The 22,349-nt window shown below is 48.6% G+C and carries 6 protein-coding genes, 29 tRNA genes and 9 rRNA genes; 2 read left to right on the top strand and 42 right to left on the bottom strand.

What is annotated here, in order from left to right; genetic code table 11:
* Nucleotides 1–73: 73 nt before the first annotated feature.
* The 24 genes from CAO17_RS18920 to CAO17_RS18805 form a co-directional block, all read right to left on the bottom strand.
* Nucleotides 74–2,995 (bottom strand): 23S ribosomal RNA (locus CAO17_RS18920).
* A gap of 269 nt (nucleotides 2,996–3,264) precedes the next feature.
* Nucleotides 3,265–4,829 (bottom strand): 16S ribosomal RNA (locus CAO17_RS18915).
* 184 nt (nucleotides 4,830–5,013) lie between these two features.
* Nucleotides 5,014–5,089 (bottom strand) — tRNA-Ala (locus tag CAO17_RS18910).
* A gap of 15 nt (nucleotides 5,090–5,104) precedes the next feature.
* Nucleotides 5,105–5,181 (bottom strand) — tRNA-Pro (locus CAO17_RS18905).
* A 4-nt stretch (nucleotides 5,182–5,185) separates the two neighbouring features.
* A tRNA-Arg gene (locus CAO17_RS18900) sits at nucleotides 5,186–5,262 on the bottom strand.
* Between the two features lie 3 nt (nucleotides 5,263–5,265).
* Nucleotides 5,266–5,354, bottom strand: a tRNA-Leu gene (locus CAO17_RS18895).
* A gap of 8 nt (nucleotides 5,355–5,362) precedes the next feature.
* Nucleotides 5,363–5,437: transfer RNA gene (locus CAO17_RS18890), tRNA-Gly, on the bottom strand.
* A 28-nt stretch (nucleotides 5,438–5,465) separates the two neighbouring features.
* Nucleotides 5,466–5,550, bottom strand: a tRNA-Leu gene (locus tag CAO17_RS18885).
* A gap of 5 nt (nucleotides 5,551–5,555) precedes the next feature.
* Nucleotides 5,556–5,631, bottom strand: a tRNA-Lys gene (locus CAO17_RS18880).
* Nucleotides 5,632–5,647: 16 nt separating this feature from the next.
* Nucleotides 5,648–5,723 (bottom strand) — tRNA-Thr (locus tag CAO17_RS18875).
* A 163-nt stretch (nucleotides 5,724–5,886) separates the two neighbouring features.
* Nucleotides 5,887–5,962, bottom strand: a tRNA-Val gene (locus tag CAO17_RS18870).
* Nucleotides 5,963–5,969: 7 nt separating this feature from the next.
* A 5S ribosomal RNA gene (gene rrf, locus CAO17_RS18865) occupies nucleotides 5,970–6,084 on the bottom strand.
* A gap of 113 nt (nucleotides 6,085–6,197) precedes the next feature.
* Nucleotides 6,198–9,118 (bottom strand): 23S ribosomal RNA (locus CAO17_RS18860).
* A 221-nt stretch (nucleotides 9,119–9,339) separates the two neighbouring features.
* Nucleotides 9,340–10,904, bottom strand: a 16S ribosomal RNA gene (locus CAO17_RS18855).
* A 184-nt stretch (nucleotides 10,905–11,088) separates the two neighbouring features.
* Nucleotides 11,089–11,164, bottom strand: a tRNA-Ala gene (locus CAO17_RS18850).
* 15 nt (nucleotides 11,165–11,179) lie between these two features.
* Nucleotides 11,180–11,256, bottom strand: a tRNA-Pro gene (locus tag CAO17_RS18845).
* Nucleotides 11,257–11,260: 4 nt separating this feature from the next.
* Nucleotides 11,261–11,337 (bottom strand) — tRNA-Arg (locus CAO17_RS18840).
* Between the two features lie 3 nt (nucleotides 11,338–11,340).
* Nucleotides 11,341–11,429, bottom strand: a tRNA-Leu gene (locus CAO17_RS18835).
* An 8-nt stretch (nucleotides 11,430–11,437) separates the two neighbouring features.
* Nucleotides 11,438–11,512, bottom strand: a tRNA-Gly gene (locus CAO17_RS18830).
* 27 nt (nucleotides 11,513–11,539) lie between these two features.
* Nucleotides 11,540–11,624: transfer RNA gene (locus CAO17_RS18825), tRNA-Leu, on the bottom strand.
* Nucleotides 11,625–11,629: 5 nt separating this feature from the next.
* Nucleotides 11,630–11,705, bottom strand: a tRNA-Lys gene (locus CAO17_RS18820).
* A 167-nt stretch (nucleotides 11,706–11,872) separates the two neighbouring features.
* Nucleotides 11,873–11,948: transfer RNA gene (locus tag CAO17_RS18815), tRNA-Thr, on the bottom strand.
* A 184-nt stretch (nucleotides 11,949–12,132) separates the two neighbouring features.
* Nucleotides 12,133–12,209: transfer RNA gene (locus tag CAO17_RS18810), tRNA-Asp, on the bottom strand.
* Nucleotides 12,210–12,251: 42 nt separating this feature from the next.
* Nucleotides 12,252–12,328 (bottom strand) — tRNA-Met (locus CAO17_RS18805).
* A 2-nt stretch (nucleotides 12,329–12,330) separates the two neighbouring features.
* Here CAO17_RS18805 and CAO17_RS21990 point away from each other — a divergent pair.
* Nucleotides 12,331–12,453 (top strand): hypothetical protein, encoded by a 123-nt coding sequence (locus CAO17_RS21990; RefSeq protein WP_281252936.1) that lies wholly within the window; start codon nucleotides 12,331–12,333, stop codon nucleotides 12,451–12,453.
* A gap of 45 nt (nucleotides 12,454–12,498) precedes the next feature.
* On the opposite strand, the gene CAO17_RS18800 is transcribed toward CAO17_RS21990, so the two are convergent.
* The 7 genes from CAO17_RS18800 to CAO17_RS18770 all read right to left on the bottom strand — a co-directional run bounded on the left by CAO17_RS18800 (nucleotide 12,499) and on the right by CAO17_RS18770 (nucleotide 13,552).
* A tRNA-Val gene (locus CAO17_RS18800) sits at nucleotides 12,499–12,574 on the bottom strand.
* Between the two features lie 7 nt (nucleotides 12,575–12,581).
* Nucleotides 12,582–12,656: transfer RNA gene (locus tag CAO17_RS18795), tRNA-Glu, on the bottom strand.
* 17 nt (nucleotides 12,657–12,673) lie between these two features.
* Nucleotides 12,674–12,788, bottom strand: a 5S ribosomal RNA gene (gene rrf, locus CAO17_RS18790).
* Nucleotides 12,789–12,853: 65 nt separating this feature from the next.
* Nucleotides 12,854–12,929: transfer RNA gene (locus CAO17_RS18785), tRNA-Lys, on the bottom strand.
* 167 nt (nucleotides 12,930–13,096) lie between these two features.
* Nucleotides 13,097–13,172 (bottom strand) — tRNA-Thr (locus CAO17_RS18780).
* A gap of 184 nt (nucleotides 13,173–13,356) precedes the next feature.
* Nucleotides 13,357–13,433: transfer RNA gene (locus CAO17_RS18775), tRNA-Asp, on the bottom strand.
* A 42-nt stretch (nucleotides 13,434–13,475) separates the two neighbouring features.
* Nucleotides 13,476–13,552, bottom strand: a tRNA-Met gene (locus CAO17_RS18770).
* A gap of 2 nt (nucleotides 13,553–13,554) precedes the next feature.
* On the opposite strand from CAO17_RS18770, the gene CAO17_RS21985 reads away from it, so the two are divergent.
* Entirely contained in the window at nucleotides 13,555–13,677 is a 123-nt protein-coding gene (locus CAO17_RS21985) for a hypothetical protein (protein WP_281252936.1), read from the top strand.
* Between the two features lie 44 nt (nucleotides 13,678–13,721).
* Here the strand turns inward: CAO17_RS21985 and CAO17_RS18765 are convergent.
* From CAO17_RS18765 to CAO17_RS18720, 11 genes are all read right to left on the bottom strand, one after another.
* Nucleotides 13,722–13,797 (bottom strand) — tRNA-Val (locus tag CAO17_RS18765).
* Nucleotides 13,798–13,808: 11 nt separating this feature from the next.
* Nucleotides 13,809–13,880: transfer RNA gene (locus CAO17_RS18760), tRNA-Glu, on the bottom strand.
* Between the two features lie 5 nt (nucleotides 13,881–13,885).
* A tRNA-Ser gene (locus CAO17_RS18755) sits at nucleotides 13,886–13,978 on the bottom strand.
* A 2-nt stretch (nucleotides 13,979–13,980) separates the two neighbouring features.
* A tRNA-Asn gene (locus CAO17_RS18750) sits at nucleotides 13,981–14,055 on the bottom strand.
* A gap of 27 nt (nucleotides 14,056–14,082) precedes the next feature.
* Nucleotides 14,083–14,197, bottom strand: a 5S ribosomal RNA gene (rrf, locus tag CAO17_RS18745).
* A gap of 130 nt (nucleotides 14,198–14,327) precedes the next feature.
* A 23S ribosomal RNA gene (locus tag CAO17_RS18740) occupies nucleotides 14,328–17,248 on the bottom strand.
* 269 nt (nucleotides 17,249–17,517) lie between these two features.
* Nucleotides 17,518–19,082, bottom strand: a 16S ribosomal RNA gene (locus CAO17_RS18735).
* Together the 16S, 23S and 5S rRNA genes with 29 tRNA genes alongside form the textbook arrangement of a ribosomal RNA operon.
* Nucleotides 19,083–19,960: 878 nt before the next feature.
* Nucleotides 19,961–20,296 (bottom strand): DNA-directed RNA polymerase subunit beta, encoded by a 336-nt coding sequence (locus CAO17_RS18730; protein ID WP_085994068.1) that lies wholly within the window; start codon nucleotides 20,294–20,296, stop codon nucleotides 19,961–19,963.
* A 209-nt stretch (nucleotides 20,297–20,505) separates the two neighbouring features.
* Nucleotides 20,506–20,802 (bottom strand): flagellar basal body rod C-terminal domain-containing protein, encoded by a 297-nt coding sequence (locus tag CAO17_RS21720; RefSeq protein WP_245831873.1) that lies wholly within the window; start codon nucleotides 20,800–20,802, stop codon nucleotides 20,506–20,508.
* A 335-nt stretch (nucleotides 20,803–21,137) separates the two neighbouring features.
* A complete protein-coding gene (locus CAO17_RS21715; RefSeq protein WP_245831872.1) occupies nucleotides 21,138–21,353 on the bottom strand; it encodes a flagellar basal body protein in 216 nt (71 codons plus the stop codon).
* Between the two features lie 46 nt (nucleotides 21,354–21,399).
* Entirely contained in the window at nucleotides 21,400–22,203 is an 804-nt protein-coding gene (locus tag CAO17_RS18720; protein ID WP_085994067.1) for a flagellar hook-basal body protein, read from the bottom strand.
* Between the last annotated feature and the right edge of the window lie 146 nt (nucleotides 22,204–22,349).

The following is a 22,349-nucleotide window of genomic DNA, read 5'->3' as shown; positions in this document are numbered from 1 at the left end:
TTGACAAAAAGTGCAAGGGTTTTTTATACCCTAAAAACTAAATAAGAGGTAATCACTGACATCCTTTAAGAAGTTAGTTAAGTCCTCGATCGATTAGTATTCGTCAGCTCCACGTGTCACCACGCTTCCACCTCGAACCTATCTACCTCATAGTCCCTGAGGGATCTTACTCACTTAGAAGTGATGGGAAGTCTCATCTTGAGGGGGGCTTCATGCTTAGATGCTTTCAGCACTTATCCTTACCATACGTAGCTACCCAGCTATGCTCCTGGCGGAACAACTGGTACACCAGCGGTATGTCCATCCCGGTCCTCTCGTACTAAGGACAGCTCCTCTCAAACTTCCGGCGCCCACGACGGATAGGGACCGAACTGTCTCACGACGTTCTGAACCCAGCTCGCGTACCGCTTTAATGGGCGAACAGCCCAACCCTTGGGACCGACTACAGCCCCAGGATGCGATGAGCCGACATCGAGGTGCCAAACCTCCCCGTCGATGTGAACTCTTGGGGGAGATAAGCCTGTTATCCCCGGGGTAGCTTTTATCCGTTGAGCGATGGCCCTTCCATGCGGAACCACCGGATCACTAAGCCCGACTTTCGTCCCTGCTCGACTTGTAGGTCTCGCAGTCAAGCTCCCTTCTGCCTTTACACTCTGCGAATGATTTCCAACCATTCTGAGGGAACCTTTGGGCGCCTCCGTTACCTTTTGGGAGGCGACCGCCCCAGTCAAACTGCCCGCCTGACACTGTCTCCGAACCGGATCACGGTCCTGGGTTAGAAGGTCCATACAGCCAGGGTGGTATCCCACGGATGCCTCCACGTAAGCTGGCGCTCACGCTTCTGAGGCTCCCACCTATCCTGTACAAGCTGCACAGACATTCAATATCAGGCTACAGTAAAGCTCCACGGGGTCTTTCCGTCCTGTCGCGGGTAATGCGCATCTTCACGCATAGTATAATTTCACCGGGTCTCTCGTTGAGACAGTGCCCAAGTCGTTGCACCTTTCGTGCGGGTCGGAACTTACCCGACAAGGAATTTCGCTACCTTAGGACCGTTATAGTTACGGCCGCCGTTTACTGGGGCTTCGGTTCTAAGCTTCGGACCAAAGGTCCTAACTCTTCCCCTTAACCTTCCAGCACCGGGCAGGTGTCAGCCCCTATACTTCGCCTTTCGGCTTCGCAGAGACCTGTGTTTTTGCTAAACAGTCGCTTGGGCCTATTCACTGCGGCTCTATCTCTATAGAGCACCCCTTCTCCCTAAGTTACGGGGTCATTTTGCCGAGTTCCTTAACGAGAGTTCTCCCGCTCACCTTAGGATTCTCTCCTCGCCTACCTGTGTCGGTTTGCGGTACGGGCACCTGTGATCTGGCTAGAGGCTTTTCTCGGCAGTGTGAAATCCGGAACTTCGGCTATAGTTGCCTCCCCATCACAGCTTGAAATGGCCAGACGGATTTGCCTATCTGACTTTCTCACTGCTTGGGCGCACACGTCCATCGGTGCGCATTCCTTATCCTACTGCGTCCCCCCATCACTCATAACGATCACGAGGTGGTACAGGAATATCTGCCTGTTGTCCATCGCCTACGCCTTTCGGCCTCGGCTTAGGTCCCGACTAACCCTGAGAGGACGAGCCTTCCTCAGGAAACCTTAGGCATTCGGTGAAAGAGATTCTCACTCTTTTTTCGCTACTCATACCGGCATTCTCACTTCTAAGCGCTCCACCAGTCCTCACGGTCTGACTTCACAGCACTTAGAACGCTCTCCTACCATTGTCTAAAAGACAATCCACAGCTTCGGTGATACGTTTAGCCCCGGTACATTTTCGGCGCAGAGTCACTCGACCAGTGAGCTATTACGCACTCTTTAAATGATGGCTGCTTCTAAGCCAACATCCTGGTTGTCTAAGCAACTCCACATCCTTTTCCACTTAACGTATACTTTGGGACCTTAGCTGGTGGTCTGGGCTGTTTCCCTTTCGACTATGAACCTTATCACCCATAGTCTGACTCCCAAGTCTAAGTAGCTGGCATTCGGAGTTTGACTGAATTCGGTAACCCGATGAGGGCCCCTAGTCCAATCAGTGCTCTACCTCCAGTACTCAAATCTTTGAGGCTAGCCCTAAAGCTATTTCGGAGAGAACCAGCTATCTCCGTGTTCGATTGGCATTTCACCCCTACCCACACCTCATCCCCGCATTTTTCAACATACGTGGGTTCGGGCCTCCTGTCAGTGTTACCTGACCTTCACCCTGGACATGGGTAGATCACACGGTTTCGGGTCTACGACCGCATACTCATTCGCCCTGTTTAGACTCGCTTTCGCTGCGGCTTCGTGTCTTCCACTTAACCTTGCATACGATCGTAACTCGCCGGTCCATTCTACAAAAGGTACGCCGTCACGCGTAAATGCGCTTCGACTACTTGTAGGCACACGGTTTCAGGTACTCTTTCACTCCCCTTCCGGGGTACTTTTCACCTTTCCCTCACGGTACTGGTTCACTATCGGTCACTAGGGAGTATTTAGCCTTGGGAGATGGTCCTCCCGGATTCCGACGGAATTCCACGTGTTCCGCCGTACTCAGGATACACTCCGGAGAGAATTCTCTTTTTGACTACAGGGCTGTTACCCTCTTTGGCTCATCTTTCCAGATGGATTCGTCTAAAGAATTCCTTTGTAACTCCATGTGGAGTGTCCTACAACCCCAGAGAGCAAGCTCTCTGGTTTGGGCTGTTTCCGTTTCGCTCGCCGCTACTTGGGAAATCGCATTTGCTTTCTCTTCCTCTGGGTACTGAGATGTTTCAGTTCCCCAGGTATGCCTCTTGTGCCCTATGTATTCAGACACAAGTCCTGTTCCATTACGAACAGTGGGTTTCCCCATTCGGAAATCTCCGGATCAAAGCTTACTTACAGCTCCCCGAAGCATATCGGTGTTAGTCCCGTCCTTCATCAGCTCCTAGTGCCAAGGCATCCACCGTGCGCCCTTATTCACTTAACTAATTTACAATGAATAAGCGTGCTAAATTAATAGCCTTGCTTTACTAAAAATAATCTAGCTTCAGCTCCTATAATCAGTCGCTTCAGCCTTTTGATTGATGTCTTGTCATTCTTATCTAGTTTTCAAGGTACATATATTAATGAAGGAATTAATCCCTCAAAACTGAACCAAACAATTCATTATGCCTTATATTCACCTTGTGAAAGGTGTTCCGTAATAATTTAGCTTCAGCTCCTGCAATCAGTCGCTTACGCTTTTCATTTCCTTAGAAAGGAGGTGATCCAGCCGCACCTTCCGATACGGCTACCTTGTTACGACTTCACCCCAATCATTGGTCCCACCTTCGGCGGCTGGCTCCAAAAGGTTACCTCACCGACTTCGGGTGTTACCAACTCTCGTGGTGTGACGGGCGGTGTGTACAAGACCCGGGAACGTATTCACCGCGGCATGCTGATCCGCGATTACTAGCGATTCCGGCTTCATGTAGGCGAGTTGCAGCCTACAATCCGAACTGAGAATGGTTTTATGGGATTTGCTTGACCTCACGGTTTCGCTTCCCTTTGTACCATCCATTGTAGCACGTGTGTAGCCCAGGTCATAAGGGGCATGATGATTTGACGTCATCCCCACCTTCCTCCGGTTTGTCACCGGCAGTCACCTTAGAGTGCCCAACTGAATGCTGGCAACTAAGATCAAGGGTTGCGCTCGTTGCGGGACTTAACCCAACATCTCACGACACGAGCTGACGACAACCATGCACCACCTGTCACTCTGTCCCCGAAGGGAAAATCCTATCTCTAGGAGTGTCAGAGGATGTCAAGACCTGGTAAGGTTCTTCGCGTTGCTTCGAATTAAACCACATGCTCCACCGCTTGTGCGGGTCCCCGTCAATTCTTTTGAGTTTCAGCCTTGCGGCCGTACTCCCCAGGCGGAGTGCTTAATGCGTTAACTTCAGCACTAAAGGGCGGAAACCCTCTAACACCTAGCACTCATCGTTTACGGCGTGGACTACCAGGGTATCTAATCCTGTTCGCTACCCACGCTTTCGCTCCTCAGCGTCAGTTACAGACCAGAGAGTCGCCTTCGCCACTGGTGTTCCTCCACATCTCTACGCATTTCACCGCTACACGTGGAATTCCACTCTCCTCTTCTGTACTCAAGTCCTCCAGTTTCCAATGACCGCTCACGGTTAAGCCGCAAGATTTCACATCAGACTTAAAAGACCGCCTGCGAGCGCTTTACGCCCAATAAATCCGGACAACGCTTGCCACCTACGTATTACCGCGGCTGCTGGCACGTAGTTAGCCGTGGCTTTCTGGTTAGGTACCGTCAAGGTATGATCAGTTACTATCATACTTGTTCTTCCCTAACAACAGAGTTTTACGATCCGAAAACCTTCTTCACTCACGCGGCGTTGCTCCGTCAGACTTTCGTCCATTGCGGAAGATTCCCTACTGCTGCCTCCCGTAGGAGTCTGGGCCGTGTCTCAGTCCCAGTGTGGCCGATCACCCTCTCAGGTCGGCTACGCATCGTCGCCTTGGTGAGCCTTTACCTCACCAACTAACTAATGCGCCGCGGGCCCATCTGTAAGTGACAGCCGAAGCCGTCTTTCAAACTCTCCATCATGCGATGAAAAGTATTATCCGGTATTAGCTCACGTTTCCGCAAGTTATCCCAATCTTACAGGCAGGTTGCCCACGTGTTACTCACCCGTCCGCCGCTCGTTCCACTAACGTCACCCCCGAAGGGGATCAGTTAGCTTCCCGCGCTCGACTTGCATGTATTAGGCACGCCGCCAGCGTTCGTCCTGAGCCAAGATCAAACTCTCCAAAAAAGTTTGTATAGAATTAACACCAATTAATTCTATGTCTTAGCTATAGTTAAAAGAAAAACGAGTTCCTTTTAATATCTTAACATACTGGTTGTTTTGTTCAGTTTTCAAAGAGCAAATTTGGTTCGCTTTGTAACAGCGACTTTATTAATTTAACATACTAATTAACTTCTGTCAATCGATATCCTGGTGGAGCCTAGCGGGATCGAACCGCTGACCTCCTGCGTGCAAAGCAGGCGCTCTCCCAGCTGAGCTAAGGCCCCATCATTCATCTATAATGGTCGGGAAGACAGGATTTGAACCTGCGACCCCATGGTCCCAAACCATGTGCTCTACCAAGCTGAGCTACTTCCCGATAATGGCGCGCCCGAGAGGAGTCGAACCCCTAACCTTCTGATCCGTAGTCAGACGCTCTATCCAATTGAGCTACGGGCGCTTATGGTGCCGAGGACCGGAATCGAACCGGTACGGTAGTTACCTACCGCAGGATTTTAAGTCCTGTGCGTCTGCCAGTTCCGCCACCCCGGCACATAGTCTGGAGCGGAAGACGGGATTCGAACCCGCGACCCCCACCTTGGCAAGGTGGTGTTCTACCACTGAACTACTTCCGCATGACAATGTTTTTATAGTATATTATAATGGTGCGGGTGAAGGGAGTCGAACCCCCACATCCGAAGATACTAGATCCTAAGTCTAGCGCGTCTGCCAATTCCGCCACACCCGCATAAATGGTGAGCCATGAAGGATTCGAACCTTCGACCCTCTGATTAAAAGTCAGATGCTCTGCCGACTGAGCTAATGGCTCATATATTTTATAGAAATGGTGCCGGCCAGAGGACTTGAACCCCCAACCTACTGATTACAAGTCAGTTGCTCTACCAATTGAGCTAGGCCGGCGTATTATGTTTTAGATAATATTATTAGATGGTGCACTACTTTTTTTATGCTCGTCGTGTTGTAAGTTCATTCGGTTAAGTTGCACTTCTCACAAGCCTGCACATAGTAGGTTTTGATGAAATAAACGGCTTGCTCTACCAATTGAGTTAGACCGGATTATATATGGTGGAGGATACAGGACTTGAACCTGTGACCCCCTGCTTGTAAGGCAGGTGCTCTCCCAACTGAGCTAATCCTCCGGATGAAACCTGGCGGCGTCCTACTCTCGCAGGGGTTAACCCCAACTACCATCGGCGCTGGAGAGCTTAACTACTGTGTTCGGCATGGGAACAGGTGTGACCTCTCCGCCATCGCTACCAGATAATACTTATTCATAAGAACAAGTTATATTATATGCATTTTTGACAAAAAGTGCAAGGGTTTTTTATACCCTAAAAACTAAATAAGAGGTAATCACTGACATCCTTTAAGAAGTTAGTTAAGTCCTCGATCGATTAGTATTCGTCAGCTCCACGTGTCACCACGCTTCCACCTCGAACCTATCTACCTCATAGTCCCTGAGGGATCTTACTCACTTAGAAGTGATGGGAAGTCTCATCTTGAGGGGGGCTTCATGCTTAGATGCTTTCAGCACTTATCCTTACCATACGTAGCTACCCAGCTATGCTCCTGGCGGAACAACTGGTACACCAGCGGTATGTCCATCCCGGTCCTCTCGTACTAAGGACAGCTCCTCTCAAACTTCCGGCGCCCACGACGGATAGGGACCGAACTGTCTCACGACGTTCTGAACCCAGCTCGCGTACCGCTTTAATGGGCGAACAGCCCAACCCTTGGGACCGACTACAGCCCCAGGATGCGATGAGCCGACATCGAGGTGCCAAACCTCCCCGTCGATGTGAACTCTTGGGGGAGATAAGCCTGTTATCCCCGGGGTAGCTTTTATCCGTTGAGCGATGGCCCTTCCATGCGGAACCACCGGATCACTAAGCCCGACTTTCGTCCCTGCTCGACTTGTAGGTCTCGCAGTCAAGCTCCCTTCTGCCTTTACACTCTGCGAATGATTTCCAACCATTCTGAGGGAACCTTTGGGCGCCTCCGTTACCTTTTGGGAGGCGACCGCCCCAGTCAAACTGCCCGCCTGACACTGTCTCCGAACCGGATCACGGTCCTGGGTTAGAAGGTCCATACAGCCAGGGTGGTATCCCACGGATGCCTCCACGTAAGCTGGCGCTCACGCTTCTGAGGCTCCCACCTATCCTGTACAAGCTGCACAGACATTCAATATCAGGCTACAGTAAAGCTCCACGGGGTCTTTCCGTCCTGTCGCGGGTAATGCGCATCTTCACGCATAGTATAATTTCACCGGGTCTCTCGTTGAGACAGTGCCCAAGTCGTTGCACCTTTCGTGCGGGTCGGAACTTACCCGACAAGGAATTTCGCTACCTTAGGACCGTTATAGTTACGGCCGCCGTTTACTGGGGCTTCGGTTCTAAGCTTCGGACCAAAGGTCCTAACTCTTCCCCTTAACCTTCCAGCACCGGGCAGGTGTCAGCCCCTATACTTCGCCTTTCGGCTTCGCAGAGACCTGTGTTTTTGCTAAACAGTCGCTTGGGCCTATTCACTGCGGCTCTATCTCTATAGAGCACCCCTTCTCCCTAAGTTACGGGGTCATTTTGCCGAGTTCCTTAACGAGAGTTCTCCCGCTCACCTTAGGATTCTCTCCTCGCCTACCTGTGTCGGTTTGCGGTACGGGCACCTGTGATCTGGCTAGAGGCTTTTCTCGGCAGTGTGAAATCCGGAACTTCGGCTATAGTTGCCTCCCCATCACAGCTTGAAATGGCCAGACGGATTTGCCTATCTGACTTTCTCACTGCTTGGGCGCACACGTCCATCGGTGCGCATTCCTTATCCTACTGCGTCCCCCCATCACTCATAACGATCACGAGGTGGTACAGGAATATCTGCCTGTTGTCCATCGCCTACGCCTTTCGGCCTCGGCTTAGGTCCCGACTAACCCTGAGAGGACGAGCCTTCCTCAGGAAACCTTAGGCATTCGGTGAAAGAGATTCTCACTCTTTTTTCGCTACTCATACCGGCATTCTCACTTCTAAGCGCTCCACCAGTCCTCACGGTCTGACTTCACAGCACTTAGAACGCTCTCCTACCATTGTCTAAAAGACAATCCACAGCTTCGGTGATACGTTTAGCCCCGGTACATTTTCGGCGCAGAGTCACTCGACCAGTGAGCTATTACGCACTCTTTAAATGATGGCTGCTTCTAAGCCAACATCCTGGTTGTCTAAGCAACTCCACATCCTTTTCCACTTAACGTATACTTTGGGACCTTAGCTGGTGGTCTGGGCTGTTTCCCTTTCGACTATGAACCTTATCACCCATAGTCTGACTCCCAAGTCTAAGTAGCTGGCATTCGGAGTTTGACTGAATTCGGTAACCCGATGAGGGCCCCTAGTCCAATCAGTGCTCTACCTCCAGTACTCAAATCTTTGAGGCTAGCCCTAAAGCTATTTCGGAGAGAACCAGCTATCTCCGTGTTCGATTGGCATTTCACCCCTACCCACACCTCATCCCCGCATTTTTCAACATACGTGGGTTCGGGCCTCCTGTCAGTGTTACCTGACCTTCACCCTGGACATGGGTAGATCACACGGTTTCGGGTCTACGACCGCATACTCATTCGCCCTGTTTAGACTCGCTTTCGCTGCGGCTTCGTGTCTTCCACTTAACCTTGCATACGATCGTAACTCGCCGGTCCATTCTACAAAAGGTACGCCGTCACGCGTAAATGCGCTTCGACTACTTGTAGGCACACGGTTTCAGGTACTCTTTCACTCCCCTTCCGGGGTACTTTTCACCTTTCCCTCACGGTACTGGTTCACTATCGGTCACTAGGGAGTATTTAGCCTTGGGAGATGGTCCTCCCGGATTCCGACGGAATTCCACGTGTTCCGCCGTACTCAGGATACACTCCGGAGAGAATTCTCTTTTGACTACAGGGCTGTTACCCTCTTTGGCTCATCTTTCCAGATGGATTCGTCTAAAGAATTCCTTTGTAACTCCATGTGGAGTGTCCTACAACCCCAGAGAGCAAGCTCTCTGGTTTGGGCTGTTTCCGTTTCGCTCGCCGCTACTTGGGAAATCGCATTTGCTTTCTCTTCCTCTGGGTACTGAGATGTTTCAGTTCCCCAGGTATGCCTCTTGTGCCCTATGTATTCAGACACAAGTCCTGTTCCATTACGAACAGTGGGTTTCCCCATTCGGAAATCTCCGGATCAAAGCTTACTTACAGCTCCCCGAAGCATATCGGTGTTAGTCCCGTCCTTCATCAGCTCCTAGTGCCAAGGCATCCACCGTGCGCCCTTATTCACTTAACTAAGTTTACAATGAATAAGCGTACTAAATTAATAGCCTTGCTTTACGTTTTAATCTAGATTCAGCTCCCATAATCAGTCGCTGCATCCTTTTATTTTTGATGTCGTTGATTACTCTTATTTAGTTTTCAAGGTACAAAAATTAAGAGATTCACTCTCTCAAAACTGAACCAAACAACTCAGTATGTTTCATCCTAAATAGGATGTTCCGTAATAATCCTTAGAAAGGAGGTGATCCAGCCGCACCTTCCGATACGGCTACCTTGTTACGACTTCACCCCAATCATTGGTCCCACCTTCGGCGGCTGGCTCCAAAAGGTTACCTCACCGACTTCGGGTGTTACCAACTCTCGTGGTGTGACGGGCGGTGTGTACAAGACCCGGGAACGTATTCACCGCGGCATGCTGATCCGCGATTACTAGCGATTCCGGCTTCATGTAGGCGAGTTGCAGCCTACAATCCGAACTGAGAATGGTTTTATGGGATTTGCTTGACCTCACGGTTTCGCTTCCCTTTGTACCATCCATTGTAGCACGTGTGTAGCCCAGGTCATAAGGGGCATGATGATTTGACGTCATCCCCACCTTCCTCCGGTTTGTCACCGGCAGTCACCTTAGAGTGCCCAACTGAATGCTGGCAACTAAGATCAAGGGTTGCGCTCGTTGCGGGACTTAACCCAACATCTCACGACACGAGCTGACGACAACCATGCACCACCTGTCACTCTGTCCCCGAAGGGAAAATCCTATCTCTAGGAGTGTCAGAGGATGTCAAGACCTGGTAAGGTTCTTCGCGTTGCTTCGAATTAAACCACATGCTCCACCGCTTGTGCGGGTCCCCGTCAATTCTTTTGAGTTTCAGCCTTGCGGCCGTACTCCCCAGGCGGAGTGCTTAATGCGTTAACTTCAGCACTAAAGGGCGGAAACCCTCTAACACCTAGCACTCATCGTTTACGGCGTGGACTACCAGGGTATCTAATCCTGTTCGCTACCCACGCTTTCGCTCCTCAGCGTCAGTTACAGACCAGAGAGTCGCCTTCGCCACTGGTGTTCCTCCACATCTCTACGCATTTCACCGCTACACGTGGAATTCCACTCTCCTCTTCTGTACTCAAGTCCTCCAGTTTCCAATGACCGCTCACGGTTAAGCCGCAAGATTTCACATCAGACTTAAAAGACCGCCTGCGAGCGCTTTACGCCCAATAAATCCGGACAACGCTTGCCACCTACGTATTACCGCGGCTGCTGGCACGTAGTTAGCCGTGGCTTTCTGGTTAGGTACCGTCAAGGTATGATCAGTTACTATCATACTTGTTCTTCCCTAACAACAGAGTTTTACGATCCGAAAACCTTCTTCACTCACGCGGCGTTGCTCCGTCAGACTTTCGTCCATTGCGGAAGATTCCCTACTGCTGCCTCCCGTAGGAGTCTGGGCCGTGTCTCAGTCCCAGTGTGGCCGATCACCCTCTCAGGTCGGCTACGCATCGTCGCCTTGGTGAGCCTTTACCTCACCAACTAACTAATGCGCCGCGGGCCCATCTGTAAGTGACAGCCGAAGCCGTCTTTCAAACTCTCCATCATGCGATGAAAAGTATTATCCGGTATTAGCTCACGTTTCCGCAAGTTATCCCAATCTTACAGGCAGGTTGCCCACGTGTTACTCACCCGTCCGCCGCTCGTTCCACTAACGTCACCCCCGAAGGGGATCAGTTAGCTTCCCGCGCTCGACTTGCATGTATTAGGCACGCCGCCAGCGTTCGTCCTGAGCCAAGATCAAACTCTCCAAAAAAGTTTGTATAGAATTAACACCAATTAATTCTATGTCTTAGCTATAGTTAAAAGAAAAACGAGTTCCTTTTAATATCTTAACATACTGGTTGTTTTGTTCAGTTTTCAAAGAGCAAATTTGGTTCGCTTTGTAACAGCGACTTTATTAATTTAACATACTAATTAACTTCTGTCAATCGATATCCTGGTGGAGCCTAGCGGGATCGAACCGCTGACCTCCTGCGTGCAAAGCAGGCGCTCTCCCAGCTGAGCTAAGGCCCCATCATTCATCTATAATGGTCGGGAAGACAGGATTTGAACCTGCGACCCCATGGTCCCAAACCATGTGCTCTACCAAGCTGAGCTACTTCCCGATAATGGCGCGCCCGAGAGGAGTCGAACCCCTAACCTTCTGATCCGTAGTCAGACGCTCTATCCAATTGAGCTACGGGCGCTTATGGTGCCGAGGACCGGAATCGAACCGGTACGGTAGTTACCTACCGCAGGATTTTAAGTCCTGTGCGTCTGCCAGTTCCGCCACCCCGGCACATAGTCTGGAGCGGAAGACGGGATTCGAACCCGCGACCCCCACCTTGGCAAGGTGGTGTTCTACCACTGAACTACTTCCGCATAACATATATTGATGTTACATTTAAATGGTGCGGGTGAAGGGAGTCGAACCCCCACATCCGAAGATACTAGATCCTAAGTCTAGCGCGTCTGCCAATTCCGCCACACCCGCATAAATGGTGAGCCATGAAGGACTCGAACCTTCGACCCTCTGATTAAAAGTCAGATGCTCTACCGCCTGAGCTAATGGCTCCTAATATTTTACTCATCTCTTTTAAAGAGAAAAGGCATTACGTGCCCCCTGCATCTACTAGCATATCCAAAGATGTATAGTGCTTCGGGGTTACTCGTAGATTATTCGGTAGATGTATTGCTCGTTGCTCTACCGCCTGAGCTAATGGCTCCTACATTTTATAGAAATGGTGCCGGCCAGAGGACTTGAACCCCCAACCTACTGATTACAAGTCAGTTGCTCTACCAATTGAGCTAGGCCGGCGTATTATGTTTTAGATAATATTATTAAATGGCGCACTACTTTGTTTACACTTGTCGTGTTGCAAGTTCAATCAGTGAAGTTGCACTCCTCGCAAGCCTGCACCTAGTAGAATTTCGATGAAGTAAACGGCTTGCTCTACCAATTGAGCTAGGCCGCATATTATATTTTAGATAATATTATTAGATGGCGGTCCGGACGGGACTCGAACCCGCGACCTCCTGCGTGACAGGCAGGCATTCTAACCAACTGAACTACCGGACCAATATTAGATTTGGTTGCACTTTAAAAAGAAGTTAGATTAATTGGTTGCGGGGGCAGGATTTGAACCTACGACCTTCGGGTTATGAGCCCGACGAGCTACCAGACTGCTCCACCCCGCGGTATGAAAAATACTAAATTTGTTAATTCTATTTTTTTATTGCAATTAACTATGGGGATTGCTCGTCGTGTTGCAAGGTTATTCGGTGAAGTTGCACTCCTCGCAAGCCTGCACCTAGTAGCATAATCGACGATGTGAGCGGCTTGCTCCACCCCGCGATGTAAAAATATATGGTGGAGGATACAGGACTTGAACCTGTGACCCCCTGCTTGTAAGGCAGGTGCTCTCCCAGCTGAGCTAATCCTCCGAAATAGTGGTGACCCGTACGGGATTCGAACCCGTGTTACCGCCGTGAAAGGGCGGTGTCTTAACCACTTGACCAACGGGCCTATGGGATAAAAGGTTTGCCTAGCAGCGTCCTACTCTTGCAGGGGTTAACCCCAACTACCATCGGCGCTGGAGAGCTTAACTACTGTGTTCGGCATGGGAACAGGTGTGGCCTCTCCGCCATCGCCACTAGACATGTTTATACCTTCAAAACTAGATAAGAATTACTTAAGACATTTATAAGATNCACCCGCATAAATGGTGAGCCATGAAGGACTCGAACCTTCGACCCTCTGATTAAAAGTCAGATGCTCTACCGCCTGAGCTAATGGCTCCTAATATTTTACTCATCTCTTTTAAAGAGAAAAGGCATTACGTGCCCCCTGCATCTACTAGCATATCCAAAGATGTATAGTGCTTCGGGGTTACTCGTAGATTATTCGGTAGATGTATTGCTCGTTGCTCTACCGCCTGAGCTAATGGCTCCTACATTTTATAGAAATGGTGCCGGCCAGAGGACTTGAACCCCCAACCTACTGATTACAAGTCAGTTGCTCTACCAATTGAGCTAGGCCGGCGTATTATGTTTTAGATAATATTATTAAATGGCGCACTACTTTGTTTACACTTGTCGTGTTGCAAGTTCAATCAGTGAAGTTGCACTCCTCGCAAGCCTGCACCTAGTAGAATTTCGATGAAGTAAACGGCTTGCTCTACCAATTGAGCTAGGCCGCATATTATATTTTAGATAATATTATTAGATGGCGGTCCGGACGGGACTCGAACCCGCGACCTCCTGCGTGACAGGCAGGCATTCTAACCAACTGAACTACCGGACCAATATTAGATTTGGTTGCACTTTAAAAAGAAGTTAGATTAATTGGTTGCGGGGGCAGGATTTGAACCTACGACCTTCGGGTTATGAGCCCGACGAGCTACCAGACTGCTCCACCCCGCGGTATGAAAAATACTAAATTTGTTAATTCTATTTTTTTATTGCAATTAACTATGGGGATTGCTCGTCGTGTTGCAAGGTTATTCGGTGAAGTTGCACTCCTCGCAAGCCTGCACCTAGTAGCATAATCGACGATGTGAGCGGCTTGCTCCACCCCGCGATGTGAGATATATGGTGGAGGATACAGGACTTGAACCTGTGACCCCCTGCTTGTAAGGCAGGTGCTCTCCCAGCTGAGCTAATCCTCCAACGTTAGTGATGACCCGTACGGGATTCGAACCCGTGTTACCGCCGTGAAAGGGCGGTGTCTTAACCACTTGACCAACGGGCCTATAATGGCGGAGAGCGAGGGATTCGAACCCTCGATACCGCGGTAGCGGTATACACGATTTCCAATCGTGCTCCTTCGGCCAGCTCGGACAGCTCTCCATTGGCTCCACAGGTAGGATTCGAACCTACGACCGATCGGTTAACAGCCGATTGCTCTACCACTGAGCTACTGTGGAATAATCTAATAAAATGTGAATAATATTGCCTGGCGGCGTCCTACTCTCGCAGAGGTTAACCCCAACTACCATCGGCGCTGGAGAGCTTAACTACTGTGTTCGGCATGGGAACAGGTGTGACCTCTCCGCCATTACTACCAGACAAGATTTAACTAATTTACAAAATCAGCGACAATCATTATTATAATTATTTATAGAGTTAAAGTCAAGAGTTTTTTAACTTTATACCTCAAAAACTAAATAAGAGTGAATCATTGACATCTTTTAAGAAGTTAGTTAAGTCCTCGATCGATTAGTATTCGTCAGCTCCACGTGTCACCACGCTTCCACCTCGAACCTATCTACCTCATAGTCCCTGAGGGATCTTACTCACTTAGAAGTGATGGGAAGTCTCATCTTGAGGGGGGCTTCATGCTTAGATGCTTTCAGCACTTATCCTTACCATACGTAGCTACCCAGCTATGCTCCTGGCGGAACAACTGGTACACCAGCGGTATGTCCATCCCGGTCCTCTCGTACTAAGGACAGCTCCTCTCAAACTTCCGGGCGCCCACGACGGATAGGGACCGAACTGTCTCACGACGTTCTGAACCCAGCTCGCGTACCGCTTTAATGGGCGAACAGCCCAACCCTTGGGACCGACTACAGCCCCAGGATGCGATGAGCCGACATCGAGGTGCCAAACCTCCCCGTCGATGTGAACTCTTGGGGGAGATAAGCCTGTTATCCCCGGGGTAGCTTTTATCCGTTGAGCGATGGCCCTTCCATGCGGAACCACCGGATCACTAAGCCCGACTTTCGTCCCTGCTCGACTTGTAGGTCTCGCAGTCAAGCTCCCTTCTGCCTTTACACTCTGCGAATGATTTCCAACCATTCTGAGGGAACCTTTGGGCGCCTCCGTTACCTTTTGGGAGGCGACCGCCCCAGTCAAACTGCCCGCCTGACACTGTCTCCGAACCGGATCACGGTCCTGGGTTAGAAGGTCCATACAGCCAGGGTGGTATCCCACGGATGCCTCCACGTAAGCTGGCGCTCACGCTTCTGAGGCTCCCACCTATCCTGTACAAGCTGCACAGACATTCAATATCAGGCTACAGTAAAGCTCCACGGGGTCTTTCCGTCCTGTCGCGGGTAATGCGCATCTTCACGCATAGTATAATTTCACCGGGTCTCTCGTTGAGACAGTGCCCAAGTCGTTGCACCTTTCGTGCGGGTCGGAACTTACCCGACAAGGAATTTCGCTACCTTAGGACCGTTATAGTTACGGCCGCCGTTTACTGGGGCTTCGGTTCTAAGCTTCGGACCAAAGGTCCTAACTCTTCCCCTTAACCTTCCAGCACCGGGCAGGTGTCAGCCCCTATACTTCGCCTTTCGGCTTCGCAGAGACCTGTGTTTTTGCTAAACAGTCGCTTGGGCCTATTCACTGCGGCTCTATCTCTATAGAGCACCCCTTCTCCCTAAGTTACGGGGTCATTTTGCCGAGTTCCTTAACGAGAGTTCTCCCGCTCACCTTAGGATTCTCTCCTCGCCTACCTGTGTCGGTTTGCGGTACGGGCACCTGTGATCTGGCTAGAGGCTTTTCTCGGCAGTGTGAAATCCGGAACTTCGGCTATAGTTGCCTCCCCATCACAGCTTGAAATGGCCAGACGGATTTGCCTATCTGACTTTCTCACTGCTTGGGCGCACACGTCCATCGGTGCGCATTCCTTATCCTACTGCGTCCCCCCATCACTCATAACGATCACGAGGTGGTACAGGAATATCTGCCTGTTGTCCATCGCCTACGCCTTTCGGCCTCGGCTTAGGTCCCGACTAACCCTGAGAGGACGAGCCTTCCTCAGGAAACCTTAGGCATTCGGTGAAAGAGATTCTCACTCTTTTTTCGCTACTCATACCGGCATTCTCACTTCTAAGCGCTCCACCAGTCCTCACGGTCTGACTTCACAGCACTTAGAACGCTCTCCTACCATTGTCTAAAAGACAATCCACAGCTTCGGTGATACGTTTAGCCCCGGTACATTTTCGGCGCAGAGTCACTCGACCAGTGAGCTATTACGCACTCTTTAAATGATGGCTGCTTCTAAGCCAACATCCTGGTTGTCTAAGCAACTCCACATCCTTTTCCACTTAACGTATACTTTGGGACCTTAGCTGGTGGTCTGGGCTGTTTCCCTTTCGACTATGAACCTTATCACCCATAGTCTGACTCCCAAGTCTAAGTAGCTGGCATTCGGAGTTTGACTGAATTCGGTAACCCGATGAGGGCCCCTAGTCCAATCAGTGCTCTACCTCCAGTACTCTTTCCTTGAGGCTAGCCCTAAAGCTATTTCGGAGAGAACCAGCTATCTCCGTGTTCGATTGGCATTTCACCCCTACCCACACCTCATCCCCGCATTTTTCAACATACGTGGGTTCGGGCCTCCTGTCAGTGTTACCTGACCTTCACCCTGGACATGGGTAGATCACACGGTTTCGGGTCTACGACCGCATACTCATTCGCCCTGTTTAGACTCGCTTTCGCTGCGGCTTCGTGTCTTCCACTTAACCTTGCATACGATCGTAACTCGCCGGTCCATTCTACAAAAGGTACGCCGTCACGCGTAAATGCGCTTCGACTACTTGTAGGCACACGGTTTCAGGTACTCTTTCACTCCCCTTCCGGGGTACTTTTCACCTTTCCCTCACGGTACTGGTTCACTATCGGTCACTAGGGAGTATTTAGCCTTGGGAGATGGTCCTCCCGGATTCCGACGGAATTCCACGTGTTCCGCCGTACTCAGGATACACTCCGGAGAGAATTCTCTTTTGACTACAGGGCTGTTACCCTCTTTGGCTCATCTTTCCAGATGGATTCGTCTAAAGAATTCCTTTGTAACTCCATGTGGAGTGTCCTACAACCCCAGAGAGCAAGCTCTCTGGTTTGGGCTGTTTCCGTTTCGCTCGCCGCTACTTGGGAAATCGCATTTGCTTTCTCTTCCTCTGGGTACTGAGATGTTTCAGTTCCCCAGGTATGCCTCTTGTGCCCTATGTATTCAGACACAAGTCCTGTTCCATTACGAACAGTGGGTTTCCCCATTCGGAAATCTCCGGATCAAAGCTTACTTACAGCTCCCCGAAGCATATCGGTGTTAGTCCCGTCCTTCATCAGCTCCTAGTGCCAAGGCATCCACCGTGCGCCCTTATTCACTTAACTAATTTACAATGAATAAGCGTGCTAAATTAATAGCCTTGCTTTACTAAAAATAATCTAGCTTCAGCTCCTATAATCAGTCGCTTCAGCCTTTTGATTGATGTCTTGTCATTCTTATCTAGTTTTCAAGGTACATATATTAATGAAGGAATTAATCCCTCAAAACTGAACCAAACAATTCATTATGCCTTATATTCACCTTGTGAAAGGTGTTCCGTAATAATTTAGCTTCAGCTCCTGCAATCAGTCGCTTACGCTTTTCATTTCCTTAGAAAGGAGGTGATCCAGCCGCACCTTCCGATACGGCTACCTTGTTACGACTTCACCCCAATCATTGGTCCCACCTTCGGCGGCTGGCTCCAAAAGGTTACCTCACCGACTTCGGGTGTTACCAACTCTCGTGGTGTGACGGGCGGTGTGTACAAGACCCGGGAACGTATTCACCGCGGCATGCTGATCCGCGATTACTAGCGATTCCGGCTTCATGTAGGCGAGTTGCAGCCTACAATCCGAACTGAGAATGGTTTTATGGGATTTGCTTGACCTCACGGTTTCGCTTCCCTTTGTACCATCCATTGTAGCACGTGTGTAGCCCAGGTCATAAGGGGCATGATGATTTGACGTCATCCCCACCTTCCTCCGGTTTGTCACCGGCAGTCACCTTAGAGTGCCCAACTGAATGCTGGCAACTAAGATCAAGGGTTGCGCTCGTTGCGGGACTTAACCCAACATCTCACGACACGAGCTGACGACAACCATGCACCACCTGTCACTCTGTCCCCGAAGGGAAAATCCTATCTCTAGGAGTGTCAGAGGATGTCAAGACCTGGTAAGGTTCTTCGCGTTGCTTCGAATTAAACCACATGCTCCACCGCTTGTGCGGGTCCCCGTCAATTCTTTTGAGTTTCAGCCTTGCGGCCGTACTCCCCAGGCGGAGTGCTTAATGCGTTAACTTCAGCACTAAAGGGCGGAAACCCTCTAACACCTAGCACTCATCGTTTACGGCGTGGACTACCAGGGTATCTAATCCTGTTCGCTACCCACGCTTTCGCTCCTCAGCGTCAGTTACAGACCAGAGAGTCGCCTTCGCCACTGGTGTTCCTCCACATCTCTACGCATTTCACCGCTACACGTGGAATTCCACTCTCCTCTTCTGTACTCAAGTCCTCCAGTTTCCAATGACCGCTCACGGTTAAGCCGCAAGATTTCACATCAGACTTAAAAGACCGCCTGCGAGCGCTTTACGCCCAATAAATCCGGACAACGCTTGCCACCTACGTATTACCGCGGCTGCTGGCACGTAGTTAGCCGTGGCTTTCTGGTTAGGTACCGTCAAGGTATGATCAGTTACTATCATACTTGTTCTTCCCTAACAACAGAGTTTTACGATCCGAAAACCTTCTTCACTCACGCGGCGTTGCTCCGTCAGACTTTCGTCCATTGCGGAAGATTCCCTACTGCTGCCTCCCGTAGGAGTCTGGGCCGTGTCTCAGTCCCAGTGTGGCCGATCACCCTCTCAGGTCGGCTACGCATCGTCGCCTTGGTGAGCCTTTACCTCACCAACTAACTAATGCGCCGCGGGCCCATCTGTAAGTGACAGCCGAAGCCGTCTTTCAAACTCTCCATCATGCGATGAAAAGTATTATCCGGTATTAGCTCACGTTTCCGCAAGTTATCCCAATCTTACAGGCAGGTTGCCCACGTGTTACTCACCCGTCCGCCGCTCGTTCCACTAACGTCACCCCCGAAGGGGATCCGTTAGCTTCCCGCGCTCGACTTGCATGTATTAGGCACGCCGCCAGCGTTCGTCCTGAGCCAAGATCAAACTCTCCAAAAAATAGATGAGCTTTCTTGCTCTTAACTTAACTAGCATGTATTGCTTGACATAATGATTGTTTTGTTCAGTTTTCAAAGATCAATTGTCGTTTTCAGCGACAAGTTTTAATATAACACAATATCCTGTCGATGTCAACAACTTTTTATAAAATCAAACTCTCAAATGAAATTCGTCTTGAATCGACAAGAAATATAATACCACACTTTCGAAGAAAAAGTCAACAACTTTTTTCCACTTAAGAAAGCGTGAATTTTTCTATCGCTTCGTTTTGTTCTTAGCGACGAATAATAATATAGCATGGATGAAATACAATTGCAATAGTTTTTTAATAAAAATTAATAAAGGCAGAATGATACCCACGTAATTCGTGTTCATCTATTAATCCGGAAATGCGCCATTGATGGAAGACTTATTTTATATCTTTTTTCCAAAACCCTTATCGTGCTTCTAAAAACACGTAACAAGGTAATTTAAACGAAGCGTTTCTAATGACAAGGTTCGGTCAATGGAAGTTAAACTTATGATAAAAGGAAAACAAGTCAACGTATTTAGATTTTCTTCTTTTAGCAGGTGAAAGAAAGTTAATCGTAAACGATGACAATGTAATTATGGTTTATTATGAAGATAAATGGGCCAGCATCATATTCTTTACATCCCCTTCGAAAAATATCATCGAACAAATAAATCCATTGAATTTGGCATTTTATCAAAAGGGTAAGATCTAGGATAGTGGAAATAAAAAGAGATGAATGAATCGGCTTTTAGGGTGCGCCCCACCTAAAGGATTTGTTTTTCCTCCATTTTTGAAGTGGGGATTTCCCTGCTCTCTTAACCCAATAAAAAAGCGCGCCACTTCAACTCGAGTGGTGCGCCTTTAGTTACTCTACTTTCGTTACAATATTTATAATATGTTGCCAGGTTTCTTCTTTTAGAATATCGATCGGGTTTCCGTCACCCACTACTCCATAACCAATCATCAGTCCTGCAACTAGAGCCATCGCTGCGAGAATGATTACCATAATAATTCTCAGCCAAATAGGAAAGACGCGTCGCCTTGGTCGTTTGTTCTTCCGCTTCTCTTCCTTTAGCTTCTTTTTATGTGCTTTTCTAGATGTTTTTTTCGTTGCTTCAGATTCTTGAATTTGAGAATCCTTTTCCTTCTCCACCTCACGGGTCGGATTTTCAGCAACTTTTTCTAATTGGTTTGTTGACATGGCTAGTAACTCCTTACTCCCTGACAATCATCTATTCTTTCTTAACGGGTATTCAAAATTAGAAAGAGAGACTATTGCCCTTCAATATCCTACTTTGAATATACTAGTATATAAAAGTTTATCATAAGATTGTACAGTATATCTAGAATTTTTTATATTTCCGTCTGGTAATAATGGGAATTTTGTATTATTCTGTTACAGTATATTCGCTACCTTCCCCATATATCACTCCATTTTAATTTTTTATGAACGCAATTGATTGACAAGTCCCCCATGGAAATCGTACGGGAATTAAACTGATAAGATCGTTGAGTAAGGATCAGCTCTGACATTTGTTCTGCTAGATTGACATTCGATTGTTCCAATGCTTTCCCTTGTAGAACCTTGATTTGTTCAGGATTTTGGATAACGTCATCAAAGGTATAGCCTAATTCATCTAAATCTGGCAGTCGGAAGATATTTTCCCCCGCCGCTTCTAGTAAGTTAGGATGGACCACTTCTACCACATCAATCCTACCAACTACTCAAGACAAGCCACCCCGTTTCACAATTACCCGGTCATTTTCCTGAATATTGATTTCATCAAACCCATCCATAAAGACAACCGGGTCCCCACCTTCATTTAACACGGGATGCCCCCCCACTCGTTGTTAGCATCACATCCTGATTATTCACCGGACTCAAATAAAAGGCACCATCCCTCGTGTACCTTATCTCTGACACCTCATTCTCCGTTACTTCAATCTGAAAAAGTGTATTCTTATTTAATAAAGCCGTATCCAAAGAACGTTCAGAAGACACAATTGCCCCTTGATCCAAATTTACATGAATGGAACCGAGCTTAGAAACCGATTCGAATCCCCTCTGGTGTCAATCTTTGTACATCATTTTCGGGTTGTTTCAAGTTATCCATCTGTTGAAACAACAGGGAGGAAAATGTAGCTTGTCTTGTCTTATATCCAGTTGTTTGGCTATTGGCCATATTATGACTGATAACATCTAATTTGTTTTGCAGCTGATTCATGGTAACAGCCGCCTGTATCATGGTGCGTGACAATTGTATTTCCCCCTCTTTTTCCCTGCCAATTTCTAATATTCATCTATTATCCTATTTTTCCAACTTCATTAACTGCTTTCCCCATACTCTCATCATATGCACGTAATACGCGCTGATTCGTTTCAAAAAGACGATAAGCTGTCATCATATCTGTCATCGTTTGTAAAACATTAACATTGGAACCTTCCAAAGCCCCTTGTTTCACCGTAAATGTTACCCCGGCCGGGATAGCACCTGCTTCTCCATTAAATAAACCGTTGCCTTCTTTCACGAAGTCATTCGCTTCTTCGGCATACGCCATACCTAGTTCCACGACTTGTCCCGCCGTTTCGATCATGCCATCAGGGCTAACTGTCATATCCATACCATTCGTTTGTATCAGGTCTCCAGCCATATCCAAGACATAATATCCCTGATTCGTAACAAGAAATCCTTCTCCATCTACTGTGAAATTCCCATTTCTCGTATAACGCTCCTCACCAGCTTCATTTTGAACCGTGAAAAATAAAGCACCACTGTCATCAGGTACATTTCCTTGAACGATGGCTAAGTCCGTTTGCATTCCAGTTTCCCGAATATCTCCCTGAGTAAAGTTTGGAACCGTTTCTTGAACATAGACGCCTGTATGTAACGAACCGATGGAATGTTTAGTAGGTAGACTCGTTCCATTCGTTGTTGGGACATTTTTGGATTCCATTTTTTGCACTAACATCTCTGGAAATGCACGCAATGTCGCTTGATCTGCCTTATATCCAGGTGTATTCATATTGGCAATATTATTCGCTAACGTTTCCTGTGTTCGCTGTTGAGCAAGCATTCCACTTGCGGCTGTATAAAATCCTCTTAACATTTTTCTTTCCTCCGGGGTAATCGTTTCGTGTGGGGCGATATTTTTGTTCGGATTGCCGAAAACCTCTAGCATGCAGCAGGATGAAGGACCTGCCATATGCTAGATATCCTCATAAAGTGAACCTTCAATTAGTGGGGGGGTCTGCC

The organism is Oceanobacillus senegalensis (genome assembly GCF_900176885.1).
Lineage (GTDB): Bacteria > Bacillota > Bacilli > Bacillales > Amphibacillaceae > Oceanobacillus > Oceanobacillus senegalensis.
Note: the sequence above shows the minus strand (reverse complement) of the source record. Positions and strands in the feature narration are given on the sequence as shown.

Excerpts from the sequence above, each read along its gene's own strand:
- CAO17_RS21990 (WP_281252936.1), top strand. The coding sequence starts at position 12,331 with ATGAAAAATACTAAATTTGTTAATTCTATTTTTTTATTGCAATTAACT.
- CAO17_RS21985 (WP_281252936.1), top strand. The coding sequence starts at position 13,555 with ATGAAAAATACTAAATTTGTTAATTCTATTTTTTTATTGCAATTAACT.
- CAO17_RS18730 (WP_085994068.1), bottom strand. The coding sequence starts at position 20,296 with ATGTCAACAAACCAATTAGAAAAAGTTGCTGAAAATCCGACCCGTGAG.
- CAO17_RS18720 (WP_085994067.1), bottom strand. The coding sequence starts at position 22,203 with ATGTTAAGAGGATTTTATACAGCCGCAAGTGGAATGCTTGCTCAACAG.